The organism is Paenibacillus wuxiensis, from assembly GCF_040195695.1.
GTDB lineage: Bacteria > Bacillota > Bacilli > Paenibacillales > Paenibacillaceae > Paenibacillus_B > Paenibacillus_B suaedae.
In genome coordinates this window covers 513,418-531,630 of sequence record NZ_JBEFZI010000003.1, presented here as the reverse complement: position 1 = coordinate 531,630, position 18,213 = coordinate 513,418, and the positions used below count along the sequence as shown (strand labels likewise).

Genomic DNA, 18,213 nt, shown 5'->3' with positions numbered 1-18,213 from the left:
AACGAGTATTAACAATTTTACAGCTATTTATACTCTTTTAACCAAGATTTTAAATTACTATAGTCCTTTAGTGATAATTCATATTTTAAAGGAGAAGCGAAATCAAGTGCATCTTTAGAGAAAGAGGATGTCGTTACAAGCATTGCAGCGGTCGCTCGTTCAGCTACTTTTACCCCATAAATTCCCCTAACTAGTTCAACTCCTACTTTATGTGTACTACTATATCTCTTACACTCAATTACAAATAACTGACGACCAAATATCCCATTTTGAATCGCATAAATATCTTTGCCACCATCTCTAGTTCTAGGTGTAAGTGTAACGGAGAATCCCTTTTTATGAAATATTTCAGCAACGATTTCCTCAAACTTTCTAGGGTCAATTTCCCTGATTAGCTCAGGATACCTTGCTAAGTATTTAATTAATTGAGCATTAACGTCAAGAACTTCAAGGTTTACTTCTTTATTGTCTTGATAATTAGCCGAATCCAAAATGATAGAACTTTTATTTATAGGGATGTATTTTGAATATCCTTGTGCCTGATTCTTATTAGTGTAAGGATATATTACTGAACCTCTAGGAACTTTCTTTCCTTTAGAGTGTTTTTCATTTTCATTCATATGGTGTTCACAAAGGTATGGACATGTAAAATCCTGTGCCATGAACTCTTGGTTAATAGGTGGGGCATAATAATCGTACAAAAAAACTTCATAATCTGCTATTTCTGAACATGCATCTACACTGCAATTAAAGTTTTTCACTTGTCTATTGTATAGTTCAAAAACATAGGGACAACTACTAGAATGATTATAATTCCTTTGAGTGCGAAAATATGGTTCATGTACATTACCACTGACATACACTAACCTACAATTACATCCTTCAGTTGGACAAAATAAAGAACCTTTGTAATCGGGTTTATAGTCGACTATAGTTATGACTTTGCGTATATAGTTATTTTTTAATAATGCAATCCTCAATATGTAATGTCGCCCCCCAATTTTAGAATGCAGTGGTTTTAGAGCCAATAATATTATATACCAGGCTAAGAAAAGAAGCATAACTATTGATTGGGGATGAAATTAGAGAAATAGAAGTCATTGGTTTACTTTTTCTTATTTTTAGTAGTATAATTAAACAAAATACGGAAATAATGCTCTGGGGGTGGAATAATTGCTAAGTCGATTAGTGTTGCATGATGATATGGCAGAGTTAATGGTCAAGTCCTTTACTCAAGAAACAGAGAGTGCCTTAAACGACATCAATAAGGAACATGGTCTAGATACCGGAAACTTTAGGAATGGCGGTTCTTGGGATAAACGGTTTGGCCGTATTAAAGATGTGGCTCTTCAAAATGATCTGGTTGTACTTACGAGGAGCAGGGGGATCTGGACATTTGTCTGTGTTCTGGATTTAGGTTCTGGTAGCCTATATATTTTCTCAAAAGAAAAGAACTTAGATGTTGTAATCAAGAATTTTGGTAAAAAGAGTATACACTACTTTCATGCGTTCGTATCGATGAACAGCGGCCCCGTGGAGTTTGCCAACCAACAAATGACATTATTTGAATCTCTGACAGAAGAATATGAAAATAAAAGGTTGCTTGAAGTCCAGAAGATACTGGGGGAAGAATATCCTTTGATCAAGCAGGTGATTTTTGTAGTTGGTCAGGAAATCGATAAGAAAATTGTTGGTGTTGAAGCGCGCCTATTTAATCGATATTTTGAGTTAATCGACAAGGCAGACTGGACAGCGTATGTATCTAAAGATGAATATAGTGACGTGGCAGTTTTAAATGATCCAGTCGTAGAGAACATGGATATCATACCTAAAATTAAGCCATCGGTTAAGAAGCGGAAAGAGGAAATTGCCAAGAAGAAGCTTCTTGAAGAAGGAAAAAAAGAGGAAGATAACGGCTAATATTCCTCGATATAAGGAGGAATCTGAATGTTTCAGCGGCAGTTTAATGGAACGAGACTAAGAGAAGGAAGGATATATCGAGGTCTTACTATTACTGATCTAGCCAACGAACTTGGTGTTAGTAAACAGATGATTTCGAAGTATGAAAACAACAAAGCTGTTCCTAACCTAGATTCGTTGTTGCATATAACAAATATTTTGAAATTTCCCCGAGAATACTTTTATGAAACACCTATTGAAGTAAATACGGGAAGCACCTATTTTCGTTCTTTGTTGACTACGGGAAAGAAAGAACGAGAGATGCAGTATGACCGGGTAAAGTATCTAACAATTATTCGTGCTTTGCTTGAGGAGTACGTAGATTTCCCGGAGCTTGATGTTCCAGACTTTTCTGATCGGGATATTGAAAGTGTTGAAGATGTGGCCGACCAAGTCAGAATGGCTTGGTCGCTTGGTGATAAGCCGATTAAGGATATTATTTATTTACTGGAAACCAAGGGGTTTGTGATATCGTCCTTGAAGCTGGATAATAAAATGATTGATGCTTTTGGCTCACAACATGAAATACATGGGAAGTTATACTATTCCATTGTTTTAGGCAATGATAAGCGATCTTTTTACAGACGTCAGTTTGATGTTGCTCATGAGTTAGGCCACAAAGTTTTACATGACCCGTATTTGAATATTGAAGACTTAAGCAAAGAAGAGTTTAAGCAAATTGAGCAAGAAGCCAATGATTTTGCTGCAGCGTTCTTGCTACCTAGAGAAAGTTTTCTGAGAGATGTATCCATTCATCCAAATGACTTGAACTACTATACATTGCTTAAGAAAAAGTGGTGTGTGTCTATCGGAGCAATGGTGATGCGGGCCTATAAGTTAGGAGCAATCAATGATGGAACATATCAGTACATGCAGCGTTCTATAAGCCACAAAGGTTGGAGGACAAAAGAGCCACTCGATGATTTAAAAGATCTGAAAGATCCTGTTTCGATGAAGCAGGCTGTTGAGCTGTTGATTGAGAATGACTACATCAGCGGTGAAGGGTTTATGCAGAAATTATCGCAACATTATGGATTAAGCTTGTTGCGAGAAGAGGTTGAAGAATTATTAGGGCTTGAAGAAGGGTATCTGGAGACAGAAGTCGTCAATACAGGCAATATCGTGAGCATTAAGGATAAGTTAGAATCAAGATCTAGAGACGTAACAAGCTAATACTCTAAATTACTGCTAAGTTGCCTCCTCCAAAGGTACCTTTTCTATTGTGTAATTATAAGGCTTAAGTAGACGTCAGTTTTACGTGCGTGTTCGCTTCAAAGTTTCGATTATAATACATTATGACCAGACTAGAACAAATCTCGTCTGATTATTTTTACCAAATATTCAAGTAATCTAACTATCACTTTTGGATTCATGTGATTTATTGAATAAGCATTTAATGATGGTGTGGGCTGTATTCCAATTGATACTGTCAAAGTACCGTTCCTTTGAAAATGAATGTCAAGTCTATCAAGCACTTGTAATCCTCCCAACCAGAGGGAGAAAATAAAGATCGGAGTTTAAAATTAATTAAGATTTTTATTTTTGCATCATAAACGACATTAGCCCAGAAGTCTTTAGGCTTTGTAATGCCCAAATAATGCTTTAGAAATCCGTCTGGGAAAAGTGTATTAGTACCGTCAAAATTAACTTTCAAGCATAATTGTGTACAGGCTCCGAAGCAGAAGTATAAATGAGCAAAAGAGGATATTGAAAGTCATTGACGCTATGTTGGACGATCAGTTGGATTAGAGTGAAAATCCTAATACCGCTGAAGTTTGGAATAATACCCTGAGTTGGTGAATTGTGGCTTTACACAGTTGCAATTTGCCATCCTGAACTCTGTCAACTATAAAGGGTACCCAAATGGGTGCCCTTATATTTCGTACTATAGATATTACGTAGAACCGTATCATAAGTAGTGGGATACATCCCACCTCTTGTTGAACATGATAGATTCCTACACTTGGAGGTACCCATGAGAGAATTCGAGCAATTAACGAGTGTCGAATCGGCGAATGAATTTATAAGTCGCCATCGATTATCGTTTCTCTATATCACCATGACAGGCTGCAGTGTGTGTCATGGATTGCGGCCGCAGGGACAGAAATTATTGACGAAATACCCGAATATCCAACTGGCGACGATCAATGCTCAAGAAGTTCCGGCGGTGGCTGGGAGTTTTTCTGTCTTCACCGCGCCTGTTCTATTGCTTTACGTGGAGGGAAAAGAATATATACGTGAAGCGAGAATCGTACATCTGGATCTACTGGACGAAAAAGTTCGTAAAATCTATGACTTAGTGACGGGACAATCCTCTGATGAAACCGTGAAATGAACGTTTTAGATTCACGAATATGCGTCTGGTGAACTGCCCAATCATCGATGTCCTGCCCGTCGCAACTTACGTAACTTCCAATATTTACACTTGTTGATTCCAAGTTATTTATTTATAATAGTGAAAATTTAATAAGATACCTTTAATTCAGTCCCGTGAGGCTGACAAGGACAGCGGAATGTATGATCTTTATAGGGATACGTGTGTATATGCACGTGTACCTATTGTTTTACTGCGATCGTAAACGGCTTATTGTCAGGGCAACTGGGCAATAAGCCTTTTTTATTGCTCCTGAAAGCCATCGATCATTCCCGCCTGTTCCATCTGCTTGAGCATACTCGGTATCTAGACGATCTGGAGGATGGATAATGGAAAAAGTGGATTTGGAATTCTCATTGCAACCTGTACCACAAGCACATCGGAATGGATTTTGGAAAATACTCGCCGTAATGCTTGGATTTACGTTCTTCTCGGCAAGCATGTGGTCAGGCGGAGCGTTAGGAAATGGTTTAACGTTCAGTGCTTTTATCGGAATTGTACTGGCAGGGAATTTGATCTTGGGCGTTTATACAGGAGCGCTTGCGTATATTGCGGCCAAGACGGGTTTATCGACTCACTTGCTGACGAAATATGCGTTTGGCACGAAAGGTTCCTATTTATCTTCAGGATTGCTAGGTTTTACGCAGGTAGGCTGGTTTGGTGTAGGGGTAGCGATGTTCGCAGTTCCAGTTCAGAAAGTAACGGGAATGAACGTGTACGTCTTGATTGCGATTGCAGGAATCCTAATGACGGTGACCGCGATCTATGGAATTAAAGCATTGGCGATACTCGGCATCGTAGCTGTACCGTCGATTGCGATATTAGGAAGCTATTCAGTCTTCGAAGCGACTTCAACAGCAGGCGGATTGCAAGGATTAATGAATTATCAGCCGAAGGAAATGATGGGTCTTGCTACAGCATTGACCGTCTGTATCGGTTCCTTCATCAGTGGTGGTACACTAACACCGGATTTTGCACGATTTGCAAAAACGACTCGTTCAGCGGTTGTATCGACAGTCATTGCGTTCTTCCTTGGAAATTCGTTGATGTTTCTATTTGGAGCAGTAGGCGCGATTGTATATGGAAAAGCGGATATCTCAGATGTTATGTTTTTGCAAGGCCTGATTATGCCGGCTATCATTGTGCTAGGGTTAAATATTTGGACGACGAATGAAAATGCGCTGTATGCATCCAGTCTGGGCTTTGCCAATATTACAAAGTTGCCTAAGAACATCATTGTTGTCTTTAATGGAGCAGTAGGTACGATCATGGCGATGTGGCTGTACAATAACTTCGTAGGCTTTTTGACAGTACTTGGCTCGATTTTGCCATCGATTGGCGCGATTCTGCTAGCGGATTTCTATATCCTGCATCGCGGATCCTATAAGAAATTCGAAGAAATGAGCTTCAAATCCGTGAACTGGATTGCGATATTGGCATGGCTCGGCGGCATTCTGATTGCTCAGTTCGTACCTGGCATCCCGCCTATTAATGGCTTGATCGGTACAGCTGTGCTGTATGTTATAGGTATGAAGTGTTTCCCGGAAAAACAGTTTAACGTAAACGAGAAAAGGGGAATGAACAGTGATTATACAACAAGCGAAGCTTAGAGGTCGTGAAGGTTTATGGAATATCGAGATTGTGGATGGAGCATTCAAGACGATTACCCAAAGTCCGCTTCCCACAGAAGGACATGAGGTCATTGATGTGAACGGGAGCCTGGTGCTTCCTCCTTTTATTGAGCCGCATATTCATTTAGACACAACCTTAACAGCAGGGGAGCCAGAGTGGAATCAGAGCGGTACGCTCTTTGAAGGCATCCAGCGCTGGTCGCAGCGGAAGGAAACTCTTTCAGTAGAGGACGTCAAAACGAGAGCGAAGACGGCGCTTAAATGGCAAATCGCGCAGGGCATCCAGCATGTGAGAACCCATGTGGATGTGACAGACCCTACTCTAGTAGCGCTTAAGGCGATGCTGGAAGTGAAGGAGGAAATGTCTCCTTATGTGGATCTTCAGCTTGTTGCTTTTCCACAGGAAGGTATTCTCTCCTATCCAAATGGAGTAGAACTGCTTGAAGAAGCGATGAAAATGGGGGCCGATGTGGTAGGCGGCATTCCGCATTTTGAGTTTACACGCGAGTATGGCGTAGATTCGATGAGAATCGCATTTGATCTTGCGGAAAAATATAATCGTCTCGTCGATATTCACTGTGATGAGATTGACGATGAGCAGTCCAGATTCGTCGAGGTAGTAGCCAAGGAAGCTTACGAACGCGGCATTGGCGCACGTACAACGGCCAGCCATACAACAGCGATGGGCTCCTATAATGATGCATATGCGTACAAGCTATTCCGGCTGCTGAAGATGTCGGGGATCAATTTCGTATCCAATCCACTTGTGAACATTCATTTGCAAGGACGTTTTGATACGTATCCGAAGCGCAGAGGATTAACACGGGTAAAAGAGCTTCAAGAAGCAGGACTCAATGTGTGCTTTGGTCATGATGATATTTTTGACCCATGGTATCCGCTTGGGACAGGCAATATGCTTCAAGTTCTGCATATGGGGATTCATGCTTCGCAACTTATGGGCTATGAGCAGATCGTGAACAGCATCGATATGATTACGAAGAACAGCGCGACGACGCTGCAAATTGAGGATAAATACGGGATTGAGGCAGGCAAGCCAGCCAACTTTATCGTATTGAATGCGGAGAATGAGTATGAGGCCATTCGCAAGCAGGCTGTTGTACGATATTCGTTCCGTAACGGTAAGATCATTGCCGAGACTAAGCCGAGCGAGACGAGCGTGAAGCTGGGCAGTGTAAGTGAGACCATTACGTTTCAAAGATAAAAAGAGAAGCGGACTCTAAGTATTATTAAAAATTGAGGAAGTCTAATATAGCCAATAATAATAAGTTGTTGAATTGATGTTAGATATTTTATTGGTGCAATAAAATGGGTAGAGATTTTCAGAATACATCTGGATTTCTACCCATTTTTGTTTTTTTATAATTACATTATGAGTTAGCAAACAGTATTTTTCAGAGTAATCATAGATCTTCCCTCCGGGTCGAGGGACGGATGGCCCGATGCGTGAAATGGTGTTGATGCAACTGTCCTCTTGAATTACTACAAATTTGCTATGGTTTTCTGCAATAAGCTAAAACCACTCCATTGTCAGGAATGGCTTTGTCTTTATATACTGATGTATATCTTGTGATCAAAAGATGCTATCTTCGACAGGCATTGGTCACTTGGATGAATATCTAGCCCTTAATATCGCTTAAGGGCTTTTTTTCATAATAGCACCGCAGTCGCATCAGACAGCCAGTTGAGTAATGTGGACGCGAAAATAGGCATACGTATCAGTCAGAATCAGTTCAAGCAAATACCCAAAATGATGGGGAGGACTTGATTTATGCTTCGGAAATGGCTGGTTTTTGCAATTATCGTAACAGGTGTGATTCACTTGGCAACGCTGTCCTTGAACAGTAGCGTACTAAACTGGGTCTTCAAGCTTCTGCCGATGGTGCTGATCATTGTGCTCGCAGTCAGTTCGCCGTCTGCGGACAAGTTGAAGATGTATAAGGTTTTGGTCGTGATTGGATTGGTTTTTAGCATAGTTGGTGACGGTTGCTGCTGAACAACGGAAATGAGTGGTTTATGCTCGGATTGTTGTCTTTTTTGCTAGGGCATCTGTTTTATGTAGCTGCCATGATAAGGCGTTGGGAATTTTCGTTGCTAACGTTGGTGTGCGTGATACCAATCGGCTTATACTCGTGGCTTATCGGTTGGCAACTGAACAATGGAATCATGGCTAACAGCGATAATAGCGACTTATGGCTGTCGGTCGCCGTTTACGTGAGTGTCATCTCAGTCATGTGCTGGACCGCCATCATGAGCCGGAACTGGCATGCGTCGGTCGGGGCGATCTTGTTCGCCGTGTCGGACTCGATTCTGGCCTGGAATAAGTTCGTCAGCGCCGTGCCGGCGTCAGGCTTTTGGATTATGCTGACCTACTTCGCCGCGCAGTTGTTTATTGCGGGCAGCATCGCGAACGTATTCGGTGACAGGCAATTGTCGAAGGGGCGTGTCGTGAGGATGTAGGTGGAACGCTTTAAACATCGCATACGGGGAACCGTATCATAAATGACGTCGAAGATTGAAATGAGGGGAAGGTATAGAGGTTTGCAGCGAGTAGATAATATTTCCCATTTCCATTGTATAATGATGTTGAAGGCTGAGGACTATTACAATGATTTGTTATGAGAAATGGAGAGGGACGGGGACTCTGCACTACCTTGGCTTCGACTTGCCCTTGATCGCATGAACACGGAAAGGAGCAATACATGACGATACAACCAGGGGACGTATTCGGATTCTGGAATTCATTATTGAATGCTTATGTTGCATGCCAGATTACGCATATTGTGCCAGCAAATCAACCAGACGAGGAAGACAGTTATGCCGCATTGATGCTGCATTGGACCGGAGGGGAGCTACCTTCCATTGATCAGTTGAAACAGGTAAAGCCACTTGAATTAAACTATTATTTCTGGAATGAGCTGGATCATCTCATTAGTGAAGGCCCGATTCCTCAGAACTATACCTATATTGGGAATTTCGAAGTCCTTGTGCAGGAGCAGCCGAGAAGTTACGGAGACTGGGATCGCGAGAACAGGCAGTATCGTCAACTGCAGTGGGAACGCATTCCAGAGAACAAACGGCATAATTTCAAAGCGGCCAGTAAGGCGGACGGCAGCCAGCAGGTAGAAATAGCTGGAGTCATGGTGCCATGGGGTCTTCGATCCATTTCTCTGGATGAGGTTCCGGATCTAACTGACTACACAGAATTGGATCGTCTGCCTTGTCTGACATCCTTGAAGGTTTTCGATTGGAGTTCTGCACTGGAGGACTATGTAAGGACGCATGATTTTATTTACAAGCTGGAAATAAATCTCGAGGCAGAAGTAGAAAGGATCGATTTGCAGCACACGCTCATCACTGATATTACAATAAAGCCACCCATAATACATGAGCTGCTTTTGCCTAACGACATGAACCAGATCATACTTGAGGGAAGTTTGCAGCATGATGTCCATATCAAGCACGAGCAGGAAGGGCACGGCATCATGCTTCAATTGAATGGCGAGGCGGTGAAGTCCTATCGTTGCTTATCGGGACTAGCGCATTTGTCTGATCTGGTTCTGTATGCTGTCGATGACATCGATTTAGGAGACGTCATCGATAGGTTTCCTTCGCTACAGAGCCTACGTGTGGGCGGCAACCCAGGCTATATCCGTGGGATTGAGCAGTTGTACAAGCTCGAACAGCTTCAAATGTTCACGACGATAGACATGTTTGGCTTTTCAGGAGATCAATTCCCACGCCCGGATCAGTTGCCGCAGCTGCACACGTTATGGATGACCAGCTTACCGGATGATGCTGCTAAGACGATCAAGCAAGCTTACAAGCAAGCAGCCAAGCAAGGTCTGGATTTGTACATTCGCCAACCGCGTAAGCCGGAATGGCTCGTCGACAATCTCGATAATCCATTTCGGGCGTGGGACGGTCGGGAAGGAATTACACCTGCGCAAGCGAAAAAGGCTGCCTCGCTGTACAAACAAATACGCGGGCAACTACGGGAGCTTGCAGCTCAGGCGCAAACAGGTGATATATCATCCCAGGACGTGCAGTTGCAGCTCGAACACATCTTTTCTACCTATATTGAAGGTTTTAACAAACTCGACAAGCGCAAGGTGTTTATTTATACCGAGGAACGGGAGGAGATTTTTGATGCTGTGACTCCACTTGTGTCCGGGATAGTTGAGGAATTGCGGGCGAATCAGCTCGAAATTGATGAACATGCACTGTGGGGATATACCGACCAGCTCCGCGATTTTTAATTCTCACGCCCCCCTGTTTGTGAGAGCATCATATTGGATGCCGTTACAGGCAGCGTGGGGGAGGGAAATAGCCCGACTCGCCTATTTTTATACGCAATTATTTTACATCAGCGGGTTGTTGCGTACCTGACGTTTTAGGTGGGCATAATGGATTTATTGTGTATGAAGGGAAGGAGCGGTAGGACGCAGAATGGATCACCCCTTTGTAGTTTTGCCTGAAGAACAAACTCCTGAAGGTAAAGAGCATTGCGAACTTTGCCAATTATCCGAGCAGCGAACTCGTGTCATCTGGGGTGAGGGGAATCCGAGGGCCCCGCTTATGATGATTCTGGACAATCCCGGAGCCCGGGAAGATAAGCAAGGGAATTCGTTTCTATGCGGTACCCGAGAGACACTCCAACTTGGCATGAGGGAGGCAGGTATAGATGTAAATACTGTCTATGTCACTTATTTGCTTAAGTGCCGACCGCTACGTGCTTACAATAAGCCTGTGGCAAGAGCAGCATGTCTGCCTCACCTACAGATGCAGCTCCTTCAGAAGCAGCCGCTTATATTATTCGGATTTGGCAATGTCGTAGCGGAAGCTTTATTTCCAGATAAGGAGAGTGTCAGTGTCAAAGAATTACGAGGCAGCTGGTGTGAGTTTCAGGGTACGCCCATAAGCTTCAGCTATCATCCGCTTGCTGTAAGGAGGAGGCCCAATCTATTAGGGATCTTCGTGGAAGATTTGAGAGGCTTAAAGGAGAAGTGGAAGGAGATTTCAACACGCTAGTCTATAGAATGACGCATTTCCCCAAGCGCTAAGAAGGACCACATCATTTGATTAATTCCGTATCCTCAGTGTTTTGCACGGCAGACAGGAAGAGTTAAAACTAGGGACAGCAGAACAGGACATAGCTTTTCAATTACCACGTCATGTCCTGTTGCACACTGATTACGATATGCTTATGAGTGCTGGCTTCCGAACACTGGAGTAAGAATATTCCTCTTAAATTGCTCCACCGGCGATAGTCACTTCGTCCATACGTTCCGTCGAGTGACCGGCATGACGCCGCTGCAGTTTCGTGCGCAATATGGGGAATAGCCGGGTCAAAAGGGGGATGCCTGATGTAACAAATTCATATGGATATTAATCAAATTGCTGCATCTAAGTTCGAAATTCAAACAGAGGGTACTCCAATCATAGATTTTTAGAACATAGTTTTGTAGTATCCCTTCAACGGAATTCCACCAAAGTGTTTCTGCGCGAGACTAATGATACCCTTAAAGAATTAGAGGAAATTCCTGGGGAAGTCTAATGGGTTGATTTCCTGTCAATAAAATTGTCCGTATCTAAGCTGGTTCGTTCCGTAGATGGAAATTTGGCCAGAGCGAGTATATATCGGTGATAGTAGCTTAACCGTAGTTTGCTTTGAAGAAGCTCAGGGCCGCAAAATCGAAGAGATGGATCAGAAAGAATATGTATGCTCCCAGAAGTAATATGTTGAAGGATATCATGTGGTTTGATAAATTTGGTATAATTAAATAAAAGATCAAATAGGGGTCATTACAAATGGGGGCATTAAGTAATAAATTAAAGAGCAGAAGACAAGCGAAAGAAACCCTTGTTCGGCTTGTCTCAAATCCAGTGCAAACGCTAATTATCCACTATTCTTGCGAAAGTTTTTACGATATTCCTGACGGGAAGAGTCCTAGAATAACTTCTATTGCTGTCAGGTTCTACGGAACAGGACAGACAGTATCCTTCTCGATCCATAAAGCTGCTGAGTTAAAAGGCACAACTTTATCGAATATCGAACAGGATTACGACCTATTTGAAAAAGACATGTTGAATGAATACTTTAAATTCGTGAAGACCCATAAGGATTATTTCTGGGTTCATTGGAACATGCGGGATATTAACTATGGATTTGAAGCGATTAATCATCGTTTCTCTGTACTGAAAGGAAAACCCGAAATAATACCAGATTCCCACAAGATTGATTTATCTAAAATTCTTCAGGAATTGTACGGAAGTTTATATATTGGTCATCCAAGACTTGAAAATATTTTGGATTTCAACGGAATCCACAGAAAAGACTTCTTAACTGGTAAGGAAGAAGCCTTGGCCTTTGAAAATAAAGAATACGTAAAGCTACACCAATCAACATTAAGGAAAGTTGACGTTATGCAATCATTACTCGAAAGAACAGCTGAAGATAGGCTGAAGACACAATCTTCCTTTAGAGATAAATACGGATATCATCCACAAGGGGTCTTCGAAGCGATAAAGGATAGCTGGGTATTCATGATTTTGAACTTAGTTATTGGTGGTATAATTGGTGCGATAATTTCAAAGTGGTTTGGTTAGAGCATATATATCCGCTCTTTAAATTCCTAACCAGACAAAAAGTATGTCGATAAAAATTTTGAAGCAGAGGTTGTTTTTTAAATATCAGTTCAGAGAGAATTTCAGGTGGATTTGGGGACATTCTACCGTCTAGGCGACTTTTATAATTGGAAAGCTTGCTGCAACAGTAAGCGGAAGGAACCGTATCACAAGTGAAGGTAAAAGGAAATTTGAATTTACGATCCAAATAAGTTGGTAGGTAATAAGCTAGGTTAAGATAAGGGCGTTTTAAAACAGATATAGTTAAAAAATTTCCGGGAACAGATCGAAGCATAGATTATGTCTAACTACAATTTTTTTACATATTATTTTATAAGAAAAGGGACAATATAATATGTTTGAAATTACTAATTGGGGCAATGATCCTTACTTAATGGGAATAGCAGCAATATGTAGCGTAGCAGGTTTGGTATTATCATTGGTCTTAATATTTATAACAGCAAAAGTGAATAAAACGGTTAATGAGAAATTAAGGAAGCGTATTGATATTGAAAATTTCAACAAAAAAAGAGGGCATCACAAAGATAAATTTGAGTTTTTTCAGCTAATGATAGAAAAAGACGATATATTTAAAAGTGATCTCATACTCCAATTGTTAAATGAGATAGAGGAACTAAAAAACTATAATTCATTATTAAGTAAAGGGTTTAAATTCCAAATTTGGCTGATGAAACGTGAGTTAAATAAGGATGAAAATAAAATTAACAAATCGAGAGTTGCAAAAAGACTGTCGTATTTTATTACTAAATGCAAAAAAGAAGAGGGGCATTTTTTATGAATACTGATAAGGTAATAGCATTAATAGACAAATTAGCTAACGAGACGAAAGGAAACGAGCTTTTGTGGTCGAGGCTTTGCAATATTAAAGAAAATAATGATTCTAATTTGATGATTGACTACTTTATTAATGAAATCGAAGATACTGAGGACGCTAATGTAGATCAAGTGGATTCATACTATGTTGCATATAAAGGCGGACTTGTATTTCTTTTTTATATAAAAGATATCTTTATGGATGTTGGATACTACAAACTGGCCCTACAGAAAGATACTATTTCTAAATTAACTTCATTAAATAAGCAAGATAAGCATAAAAGCGAATTGATGAGATTACAGTATTTAATAGAGGAGCAGTTAAATAATACTGATGACTATCTGGATTCCCTCCTTGATGACTGACTCAAGATGGTGTTTAGAATGCACCCCTGCACAAATAAGAAACAGGTTATTTATACGAGCCTGTTTCTTATTTGCATGGGAATGGAATGTTGTGAGTATCATGGTAGTGTATTTTTGCTCATGCAAATACGACTAACGTTTCAGCTCTCAATATAGCTAGCACTTCCTGTTAAGCAGTTTCTTTTCGTTGGCTAAGGAAATATATATATATAGTTCGTTGACTCAAAGAGTAATGATGGTTTAATGTCCAAAGCAACAGCAATTTTGCCGAATGCATTTTTTGCTGTTAGTTCACGGAGAACCGTACCACAAATGTCGGAAAAACATATTAAACACGAGATATACTAGACAGTTACTATATAAGCAGGCTATCACGGGAATTGCACCATAAATAAATGAGGTAAACGATTATGTCTAAAATTGATAATATGATGGCGATTCTATGGATGTTGAATTCTGGCAGGAAAATTACTGCTAAACAAATATCCGAAAAGTTAGAGATGAATATAAAGACAGTTTACCGTTATATTGATGCACTTTCCGCTAGTGGCGTGCCGATTATATCGGACACAGGCCATAATGGGGTATACCCTGTTGAATCATTTTATTGAAAGTCCTCTTCTTTTTGATGTTGATGAGCAAACCGCATTACTTCATGCTGCTGCTTTTGCAAAAAGAGGCTGGATATTTTTCAGGGGAGGTATTAAACAGAGCTACATCAAAGCTCAAAATGTATTGGAATCAAGAGCAGGAAAGAATGATCAAGCAACATGTAGAAGGGCTTGAAGTCATAAGCCCAATTGGACAAACATCTGTGGAGCCAGTATTGAAGAAATTGGAGCAGGCTATCGTAAATGAATCCTCTATAGAAATGGAATACCATACAGGTCGCGAAGCGCATCCGAAGCGTCGAATTGTTGATCCCTATGGAATTATTTATTGGAGTCGTAACTGGTATGTCATTGCCTTTTGTCATCTAAGGAATGAAATCCGTAGTTTTCGAGTGGGGCGAATTTTTTCCCGCTTATGATGATTCTGGACAATCCCGGAGCCCGGGAAGATAAGCAAGGAAATTCGTTTCTATGCGGTACCCGAGAGACACTCCAACTTGGCATGAGGGAGGCAGGTATAGATGTAAATGCTGTCTATGTCACTTATTTGCTTAAGTGCCGACCGCTACGTGCTTACAATAAGCCTGTGGCTAGAGCGGCATGTCTGCCTCACCTACAGATGCAGCTCCTTCAGAAGCAGCCGCTTGTATTATTCGGATTTGGCAATGTCGTAGCGGAATCCTTATTTCCAGATAAGGAGAGTGTCAGTGTCAAAGAATTACGAGGCAGCTGGTGTGAGTTTCAGGGTACGCCCATAAGCTTCAGCTATCATCCGCTTGCTGTAAGGAGGAGGCCCAATCTATTAAGGATCTTCGTGGAAGATTTGAGGGGCTTAAAGGACAAGTGGCAGGAGATTTCAATACGCTAGTCATAGAATGACAAAAATAGGATGATCATTCTCGAAGATGAAGCAGAACAGGACATAGCGGATCAATCCTATCGCTATGTCCTGTTGCGCGCAGATTCCTCTATGCGTATGACTGCAAGCTTCCAAACACTGGTGTAACAATGTCCCGCTTAAATTGCTCAATCGCTTCGTCAGTGTCGATTGTATAGCCGCCTTCCAATCCGACGAACCCGGAGAATCCGGTTTCTTTAATTGCGCGCAGAATATTTACGTAATTTAGCTCGCCCGTGCCTGGCTGATTGCGGCCTGGATTGTCTGCAATGTGGAAATGATTGATTCGGTCGATATAATGGATAGCGTTGCGAATGACATTGCCTTCCGTGACCTGTTGATGGTAGACGTCGAAGACGAGCTTGACGTTCGGGCTGTCTACCCGATCGATCACTTCCATCGATTCATCCGAGCGCTGAAGAAAATGTCCGTAATGGTCGACAAGCCCGTTGAGCGGTTCCACCTCCAAGACGATTCCGGCCTCTTCGAGCAGAGGGGCGCAGCGTTTGAGTGTCTCCACCATAGCGGACCGCTGATCCTCACGAGACACGCCTTCCAGCTCGTCGCCCGTCTGAGAAATAATTGAAGTGACATTCAGAATCTTGCACGCTTCAATCGTTTCACGTATCCCGGCAATGTAATCGTCCCTGAACGATTCATCGACTAGATTGAAGAACTTCGTGCATGTCGCGCTGATGCCAACCCCGATGCGCTCTTGCTCCTTCGCGATTTGTTTCAGATCATCAAGATTCCACCACGAATAATACTCCAATCCGTGCAGGCCATGCTCCTTAATTTTCTCCAAATGATAAATGACGTCTTTTCCGCCATAAGCGCCGATGCACAATGAGAACTTCACAGTCGATCCCCTCCAATCACTAGTATGAACCAAGCAATACAGGTTTGCCGGAGACGGCAGATTCAGTGGCTGCAATCGTAATTTCGTGAGTTCGGAGCGCATCTTCATAATTGGACTTAATGCGGGAGGTGTCGCCAGTACGGATCGCATGGATGAACGCTTCATCTTCAGCGATAGTGAGATCAATCCCATTGGAGTGGGTCTGAACGCCCTCAGTCTCGATCACCTTCAATGAGGTGTCACGCACCTCGAGCACACCTTCGTCCGTGTAGATATCGAGTCCGACGTGGTGGCCGACGGGCATCATACAGGTGTTGGAAATGGTGGCAACCATGCCGTTCGCAAGCTTCATCGTAACCGTCCCGACATCGGGAACATCGGTTCCTTCGACTTTCTTGCCCATTGCTTGAAGCGCGTATGCGGCATATACTTCGTTCACTTCGCCGCACAAAAAGCGAAGCATGTCGACAATATGCGTCGTCTGTTCGACGAACTGTCCGCCTGATCCTGTCATCACTCTCCACCAAGGCACCATCGGCATTCCGCCCATCCAGTATCCGAGTGCCATGCCGGGAGTCCTCTCAGCCAACAGCTTTTTAGCTATTTGTGCCGTTTCGCTGTATCGCCAGTGATACCCGACGGATGTGATCAAATTTTTGTCCTTGATCGCCTGACTGATGGCAGCGGGGGTATCACGGTTGATGCCGATCGGCTTTTCTACAAGAAAAGGGATTGAACGTTCGATTAATTGCCGTTCAGCATCACCATGGGCCAGCGGTGGAACGCAAATGTAGACGCCATCGAGCTTACTGTCGTCCAACATGTCGTCCAGCTTCGCGTACGCTTTCGCATCATTGTGCTCGGAAGCCGCTTTCTGTGCACGGCCAAGGTCAACATCGTAGAATGCAGTCAAGGATACGCCTTCGATTTGAGCTAAGCTGCGGATATGATGATTGGCGATTCCTCCGGTTCCGATAAATCCAAGCTTCACCGTCATAATCGTGATCACTCCCGTTTCAAGGATATAATAAATATCAACTTTGTAAGTTATTCTAATCGAACCCAGTCCGTAATAAAATATCAGATATAACGCTTTCAATATCGAAAAATGAAACTGGAGGAGCGGTTATGGACATCAGCTATGGCAGGCATTTCATAACAACGGAGCGTGACCGGGGGCTGCCGCTTCACCTAGGCAGTGTCGGCTTGATGACGCACCAGGGATCCATTTATCGGGAACATGGCTATCACGCTTTCCACTGGCTGCATACGGTAGAGGGAGTCGGTGAATTCTCGGTGAACGGCACAACGGTGAAGTTGTATCCGAATCAGGGCATCTTGCTCAAGCCGAACGTAAGCCACAGTTATCGTGCGGAAACTAGCATCTGGTCGACATGGTTTATGACCTTCGACGGGGCGCTCGCCAATCCCATCACAGCGTCGCTTGATCTTCAGCACATGAAGCCGCTGAGTTGGGGTTCCGATTCGCCACTCGCATCAATTCATCTGCAATACGATCATAAATGCAATCATAGCTTCGATCTTGCGGGGGTCAATGGTTCACTTGAGGTGTATGCCTTCCTGACGCTTATCAAGCAGTTCGGACAAGCTGGCAATGAACCCTCCTTATCTGAAGGTCATGAGAGGCTCGCTCCTATTTATTTGCTCATTGAAGAGGCGTACGGGAACCCTGATCTCGGGCTGGAACGGATGGCGAATACACTGCGGGTCAGTCCGCAGTATCTGAATTTATTGTTCCGCAAGAGCTGGGGAATAAGTTCCTATCAATATTTGCTGCAATTCCGCATTCAGAAATCGAAGGATATGCTCCTCTCTGGGAGATGCCCTACTGTAAAGGAGATTGCTGCATCTGTGGGCTTCCAAAGCGATAGTCACTTCGTCCATACGTTCCGTCGAGTTACCGGCATGACGCCGCTACAGTTTCGAGCGCAATATGGGGAATAAGCGGAGCTAAATGATGGGAATTACTGTACAAGTCCCAGCGATAACGGAAGAGATAGTTCTCTTTCTGATTT

The 18,213-nt window shown here is 42.6% G+C and carries 16 protein-coding genes and 2 pseudogenes; 15 read left to right on the top strand and 3 right to left on the bottom strand.

The window, feature by feature from the left end:
• Positions 1-23: 23 nt before the first annotated feature.
• Positions 24-980 carry a restriction endonuclease gene (locus ABN764_RS08685; protein WP_446671608.1) on the bottom strand — a complete coding sequence of 319 codons (957 nt, stop codon included), beginning with the start codon at positions 978-980 and terminating at the stop codon, positions 24-26.
• Positions 981-1,173: 193 nt separating this feature from the next.
• Here ABN764_RS08685 and ABN764_RS08680 point away from each other — a divergent pair, with 193 nt between their 5' ends.
• The 14 genes and pseudogenes from ABN764_RS08680 to ABN764_RS08615 form a co-directional block, all read left to right on the top strand.
• Positions 1,174-1,920 carry a DUF5986 family protein gene (locus tag ABN764_RS08680; RefSeq protein ID WP_446671607.1) on the top strand — a complete coding sequence of 249 codons (747 nt, stop codon included), beginning with the start codon at positions 1,174-1,176 and terminating at the stop codon, positions 1,918-1,920.
• Between the two features lie 27 nt (positions 1,921-1,947).
• Positions 1,948-3,132 carry a helix-turn-helix domain-containing protein gene (locus tag ABN764_RS08675; protein WP_446671606.1) on the top strand — a complete coding sequence of 395 codons (1,185 nt, stop codon included), beginning with the start codon at positions 1,948-1,950 and terminating at the stop codon, positions 3,130-3,132.
• Between the two features lie 802 nt (positions 3,133-3,934).
• Positions 3,935-4,294 carry a thioredoxin family protein gene (locus tag ABN764_RS08670; protein WP_446671605.1) on the top strand — a complete coding sequence of 120 codons (360 nt, stop codon included), beginning with the start codon at positions 3,935-3,937 and terminating at the stop codon, positions 4,292-4,294.
• Between the two features lie 368 nt (positions 4,295-4,662).
• Positions 4,663-5,943, top strand: coding sequence for a cytosine permease (gene codB / locus ABN764_RS08665; RefSeq protein ID WP_446671604.1), 1,281 nt, complete (start codon positions 4,663-4,665; stop codon positions 5,941-5,943).
• A complete protein-coding gene (locus tag ABN764_RS08660) occupies positions 5,918-7,186 on the top strand; it encodes a cytosine deaminase (protein ID WP_446671603.1) in 1,269 nt (422 codons plus the stop codon). Before codB ends, ABN764_RS08660 begins: the two co-directional genes overlap by 26 nt.
• Before the next feature lie 567 nt (positions 7,187-7,753).
• Positions 7,754-7,978 carry a lysoplasmalogenase family protein gene (locus tag ABN764_RS08655; protein WP_446671602.1) on the top strand — a complete coding sequence of 75 codons (225 nt, stop codon included), beginning with the start codon at positions 7,754-7,756 and terminating at the stop codon, positions 7,976-7,978.
• Positions 7,969-8,442: a lysoplasmalogenase gene (locus ABN764_RS08650; RefSeq protein ID WP_446671601.1), complete on the top strand. Its 474-nt coding sequence runs from the start codon at positions 7,969-7,971 to the stop codon at positions 8,440-8,442. Before ABN764_RS08655 ends, ABN764_RS08650 begins: the two co-directional genes overlap by 10 nt.
• A gap of 242 nt (positions 8,443-8,684) precedes the next feature.
• Positions 8,685-10,241 carry a hypothetical protein gene (locus ABN764_RS08645; protein WP_446671600.1) on the top strand — a complete coding sequence of 519 codons (1,557 nt, stop codon included), beginning with the start codon at positions 8,685-8,687 and terminating at the stop codon, positions 10,239-10,241.
• A gap of 190 nt (positions 10,242-10,431) precedes the next feature.
• Complete coding sequence (locus ABN764_RS08640) at positions 10,432-11,013, top strand: uracil-DNA glycosylase (protein ID WP_446671599.1); 582 nt, start codon at positions 10,432-10,434, stop codon at positions 11,011-11,013.
• A 780-nt stretch (positions 11,014-11,793) separates the two neighbouring features.
• Positions 11,794-12,591, top strand: coding sequence for a hypothetical protein (locus ABN764_RS08635; RefSeq protein ID WP_446671598.1), 798 nt, complete (start codon positions 11,794-11,796; stop codon positions 12,589-12,591).
• 373 nt (positions 12,592-12,964) lie between these two features.
• Positions 12,965-13,408, top strand: a complete 444-nt coding sequence (locus ABN764_RS08630) for a hypothetical protein (RefSeq protein ID WP_446671597.1) — start codon at positions 12,965-12,967, stop codon at positions 13,406-13,408.
• Positions 13,405-13,809, top strand: coding sequence for a hypothetical protein (locus ABN764_RS08625; protein ID WP_446671596.1), 405 nt, complete (start codon positions 13,405-13,407; stop codon positions 13,807-13,809). Before ABN764_RS08630 ends, ABN764_RS08625 begins: the two co-directional genes overlap by 4 nt.
• 410 nt (positions 13,810-14,219) lie before the next feature.
• Positions 14,220-14,830 (top strand): annotated as a pseudogene (locus ABN764_RS08620) (helix-turn-helix transcriptional regulator); the annotation flags it as partial.
• A gap of 2 nt (positions 14,831-14,832) precedes the next feature.
• Positions 14,833-15,288: pseudogene (locus ABN764_RS08615) on the top strand (uracil-DNA glycosylase); the annotation flags it as partial.
• A 100-nt stretch (positions 15,289-15,388) separates the two neighbouring features.
• Here ABN764_RS08615 and ABN764_RS08610 read toward each other — a convergent pair.
• Positions 15,389-16,177 carry a TIM barrel protein gene (locus ABN764_RS08610; RefSeq protein ID WP_446671595.1) on the bottom strand — a complete coding sequence of 263 codons (789 nt, stop codon included), beginning with the start codon at positions 16,175-16,177 and terminating at the stop codon, positions 15,389-15,391.
• Positions 16,178-16,196: 19 nt separating this feature from the next.
• Entirely contained in the window at positions 16,197-17,174 is a 978-nt protein-coding gene (locus ABN764_RS08605; protein WP_268624311.1) for a Gfo/Idh/MocA family protein, read from the bottom strand.
• 131 nt (positions 17,175-17,305) lie between these two features.
• Here ABN764_RS08605 and ABN764_RS08600 point away from each other — a divergent pair, with 131 nt between their 5' ends.
• Entirely contained in the window at positions 17,306-18,142 is an 837-nt protein-coding gene (locus ABN764_RS08600; protein ID WP_446671594.1) for a helix-turn-helix transcriptional regulator, read from the top strand.
• The last annotated feature ends 71 nt before the right edge of the window (positions 18,143-18,213 follow it).

What these genes read in the sequence shown, in the direction of transcription:
- ABN764_RS08675 (WP_446671606.1), top strand. Translation starts at nt 1,948, where the DNA reads ATGTTTCAGCGGCAGTTTAATGGAACGAGACTAAGAGAAGGAAGGATA.
- ABN764_RS08670 (WP_446671605.1), top strand. Translation starts at nt 3,935, where the DNA reads ATGAGAGAATTCGAGCAATTAACGAGTGTCGAATCGGCGAATGAATTT.
- codB (WP_446671604.1), top strand. Translation starts at nt 4,663, where the DNA reads ATGGAAAAAGTGGATTTGGAATTCTCATTGCAACCTGTACCACAAGCA.
- ABN764_RS08655 (WP_446671602.1), top strand. Translation starts at nt 7,754, where the DNA reads ATGCTTCGGAAATGGCTGGTTTTTGCAATTATCGTAACAGGTGTGATT.
- ABN764_RS08645 (WP_446671600.1), top strand. Translation starts at nt 8,685, where the DNA reads ATGACGATACAACCAGGGGACGTATTCGGATTCTGGAATTCATTATTG.
- ABN764_RS08640 (WP_446671599.1), top strand. Translation starts at nt 10,432, where the DNA reads ATGGATCACCCCTTTGTAGTTTTGCCTGAAGAACAAACTCCTGAAGGT.
- ABN764_RS08635 (WP_446671598.1), top strand. Translation starts at nt 11,794, where the DNA reads ATGGGGGCATTAAGTAATAAATTAAAGAGCAGAAGACAAGCGAAAGAA.
- ABN764_RS08630 (WP_446671597.1), top strand. Translation starts at nt 12,965, where the DNA reads ATGTTTGAAATTACTAATTGGGGCAATGATCCTTACTTAATGGGAATA.
- ABN764_RS08625 (WP_446671596.1), top strand. Translation starts at nt 13,405, where the DNA reads ATGAATACTGATAAGGTAATAGCATTAATAGACAAATTAGCTAACGAG.
- ABN764_RS08605 (WP_268624311.1), bottom strand. Translation starts at nt 17,174, where the DNA reads ATGACGGTGAAGCTTGGATTTATCGGAACCGGAGGAATCGCCAATCAT.
- ABN764_RS08600 (WP_446671594.1), top strand. Translation starts at nt 17,306, where the DNA reads ATGGACATCAGCTATGGCAGGCATTTCATAACAACGGAGCGTGACCGG.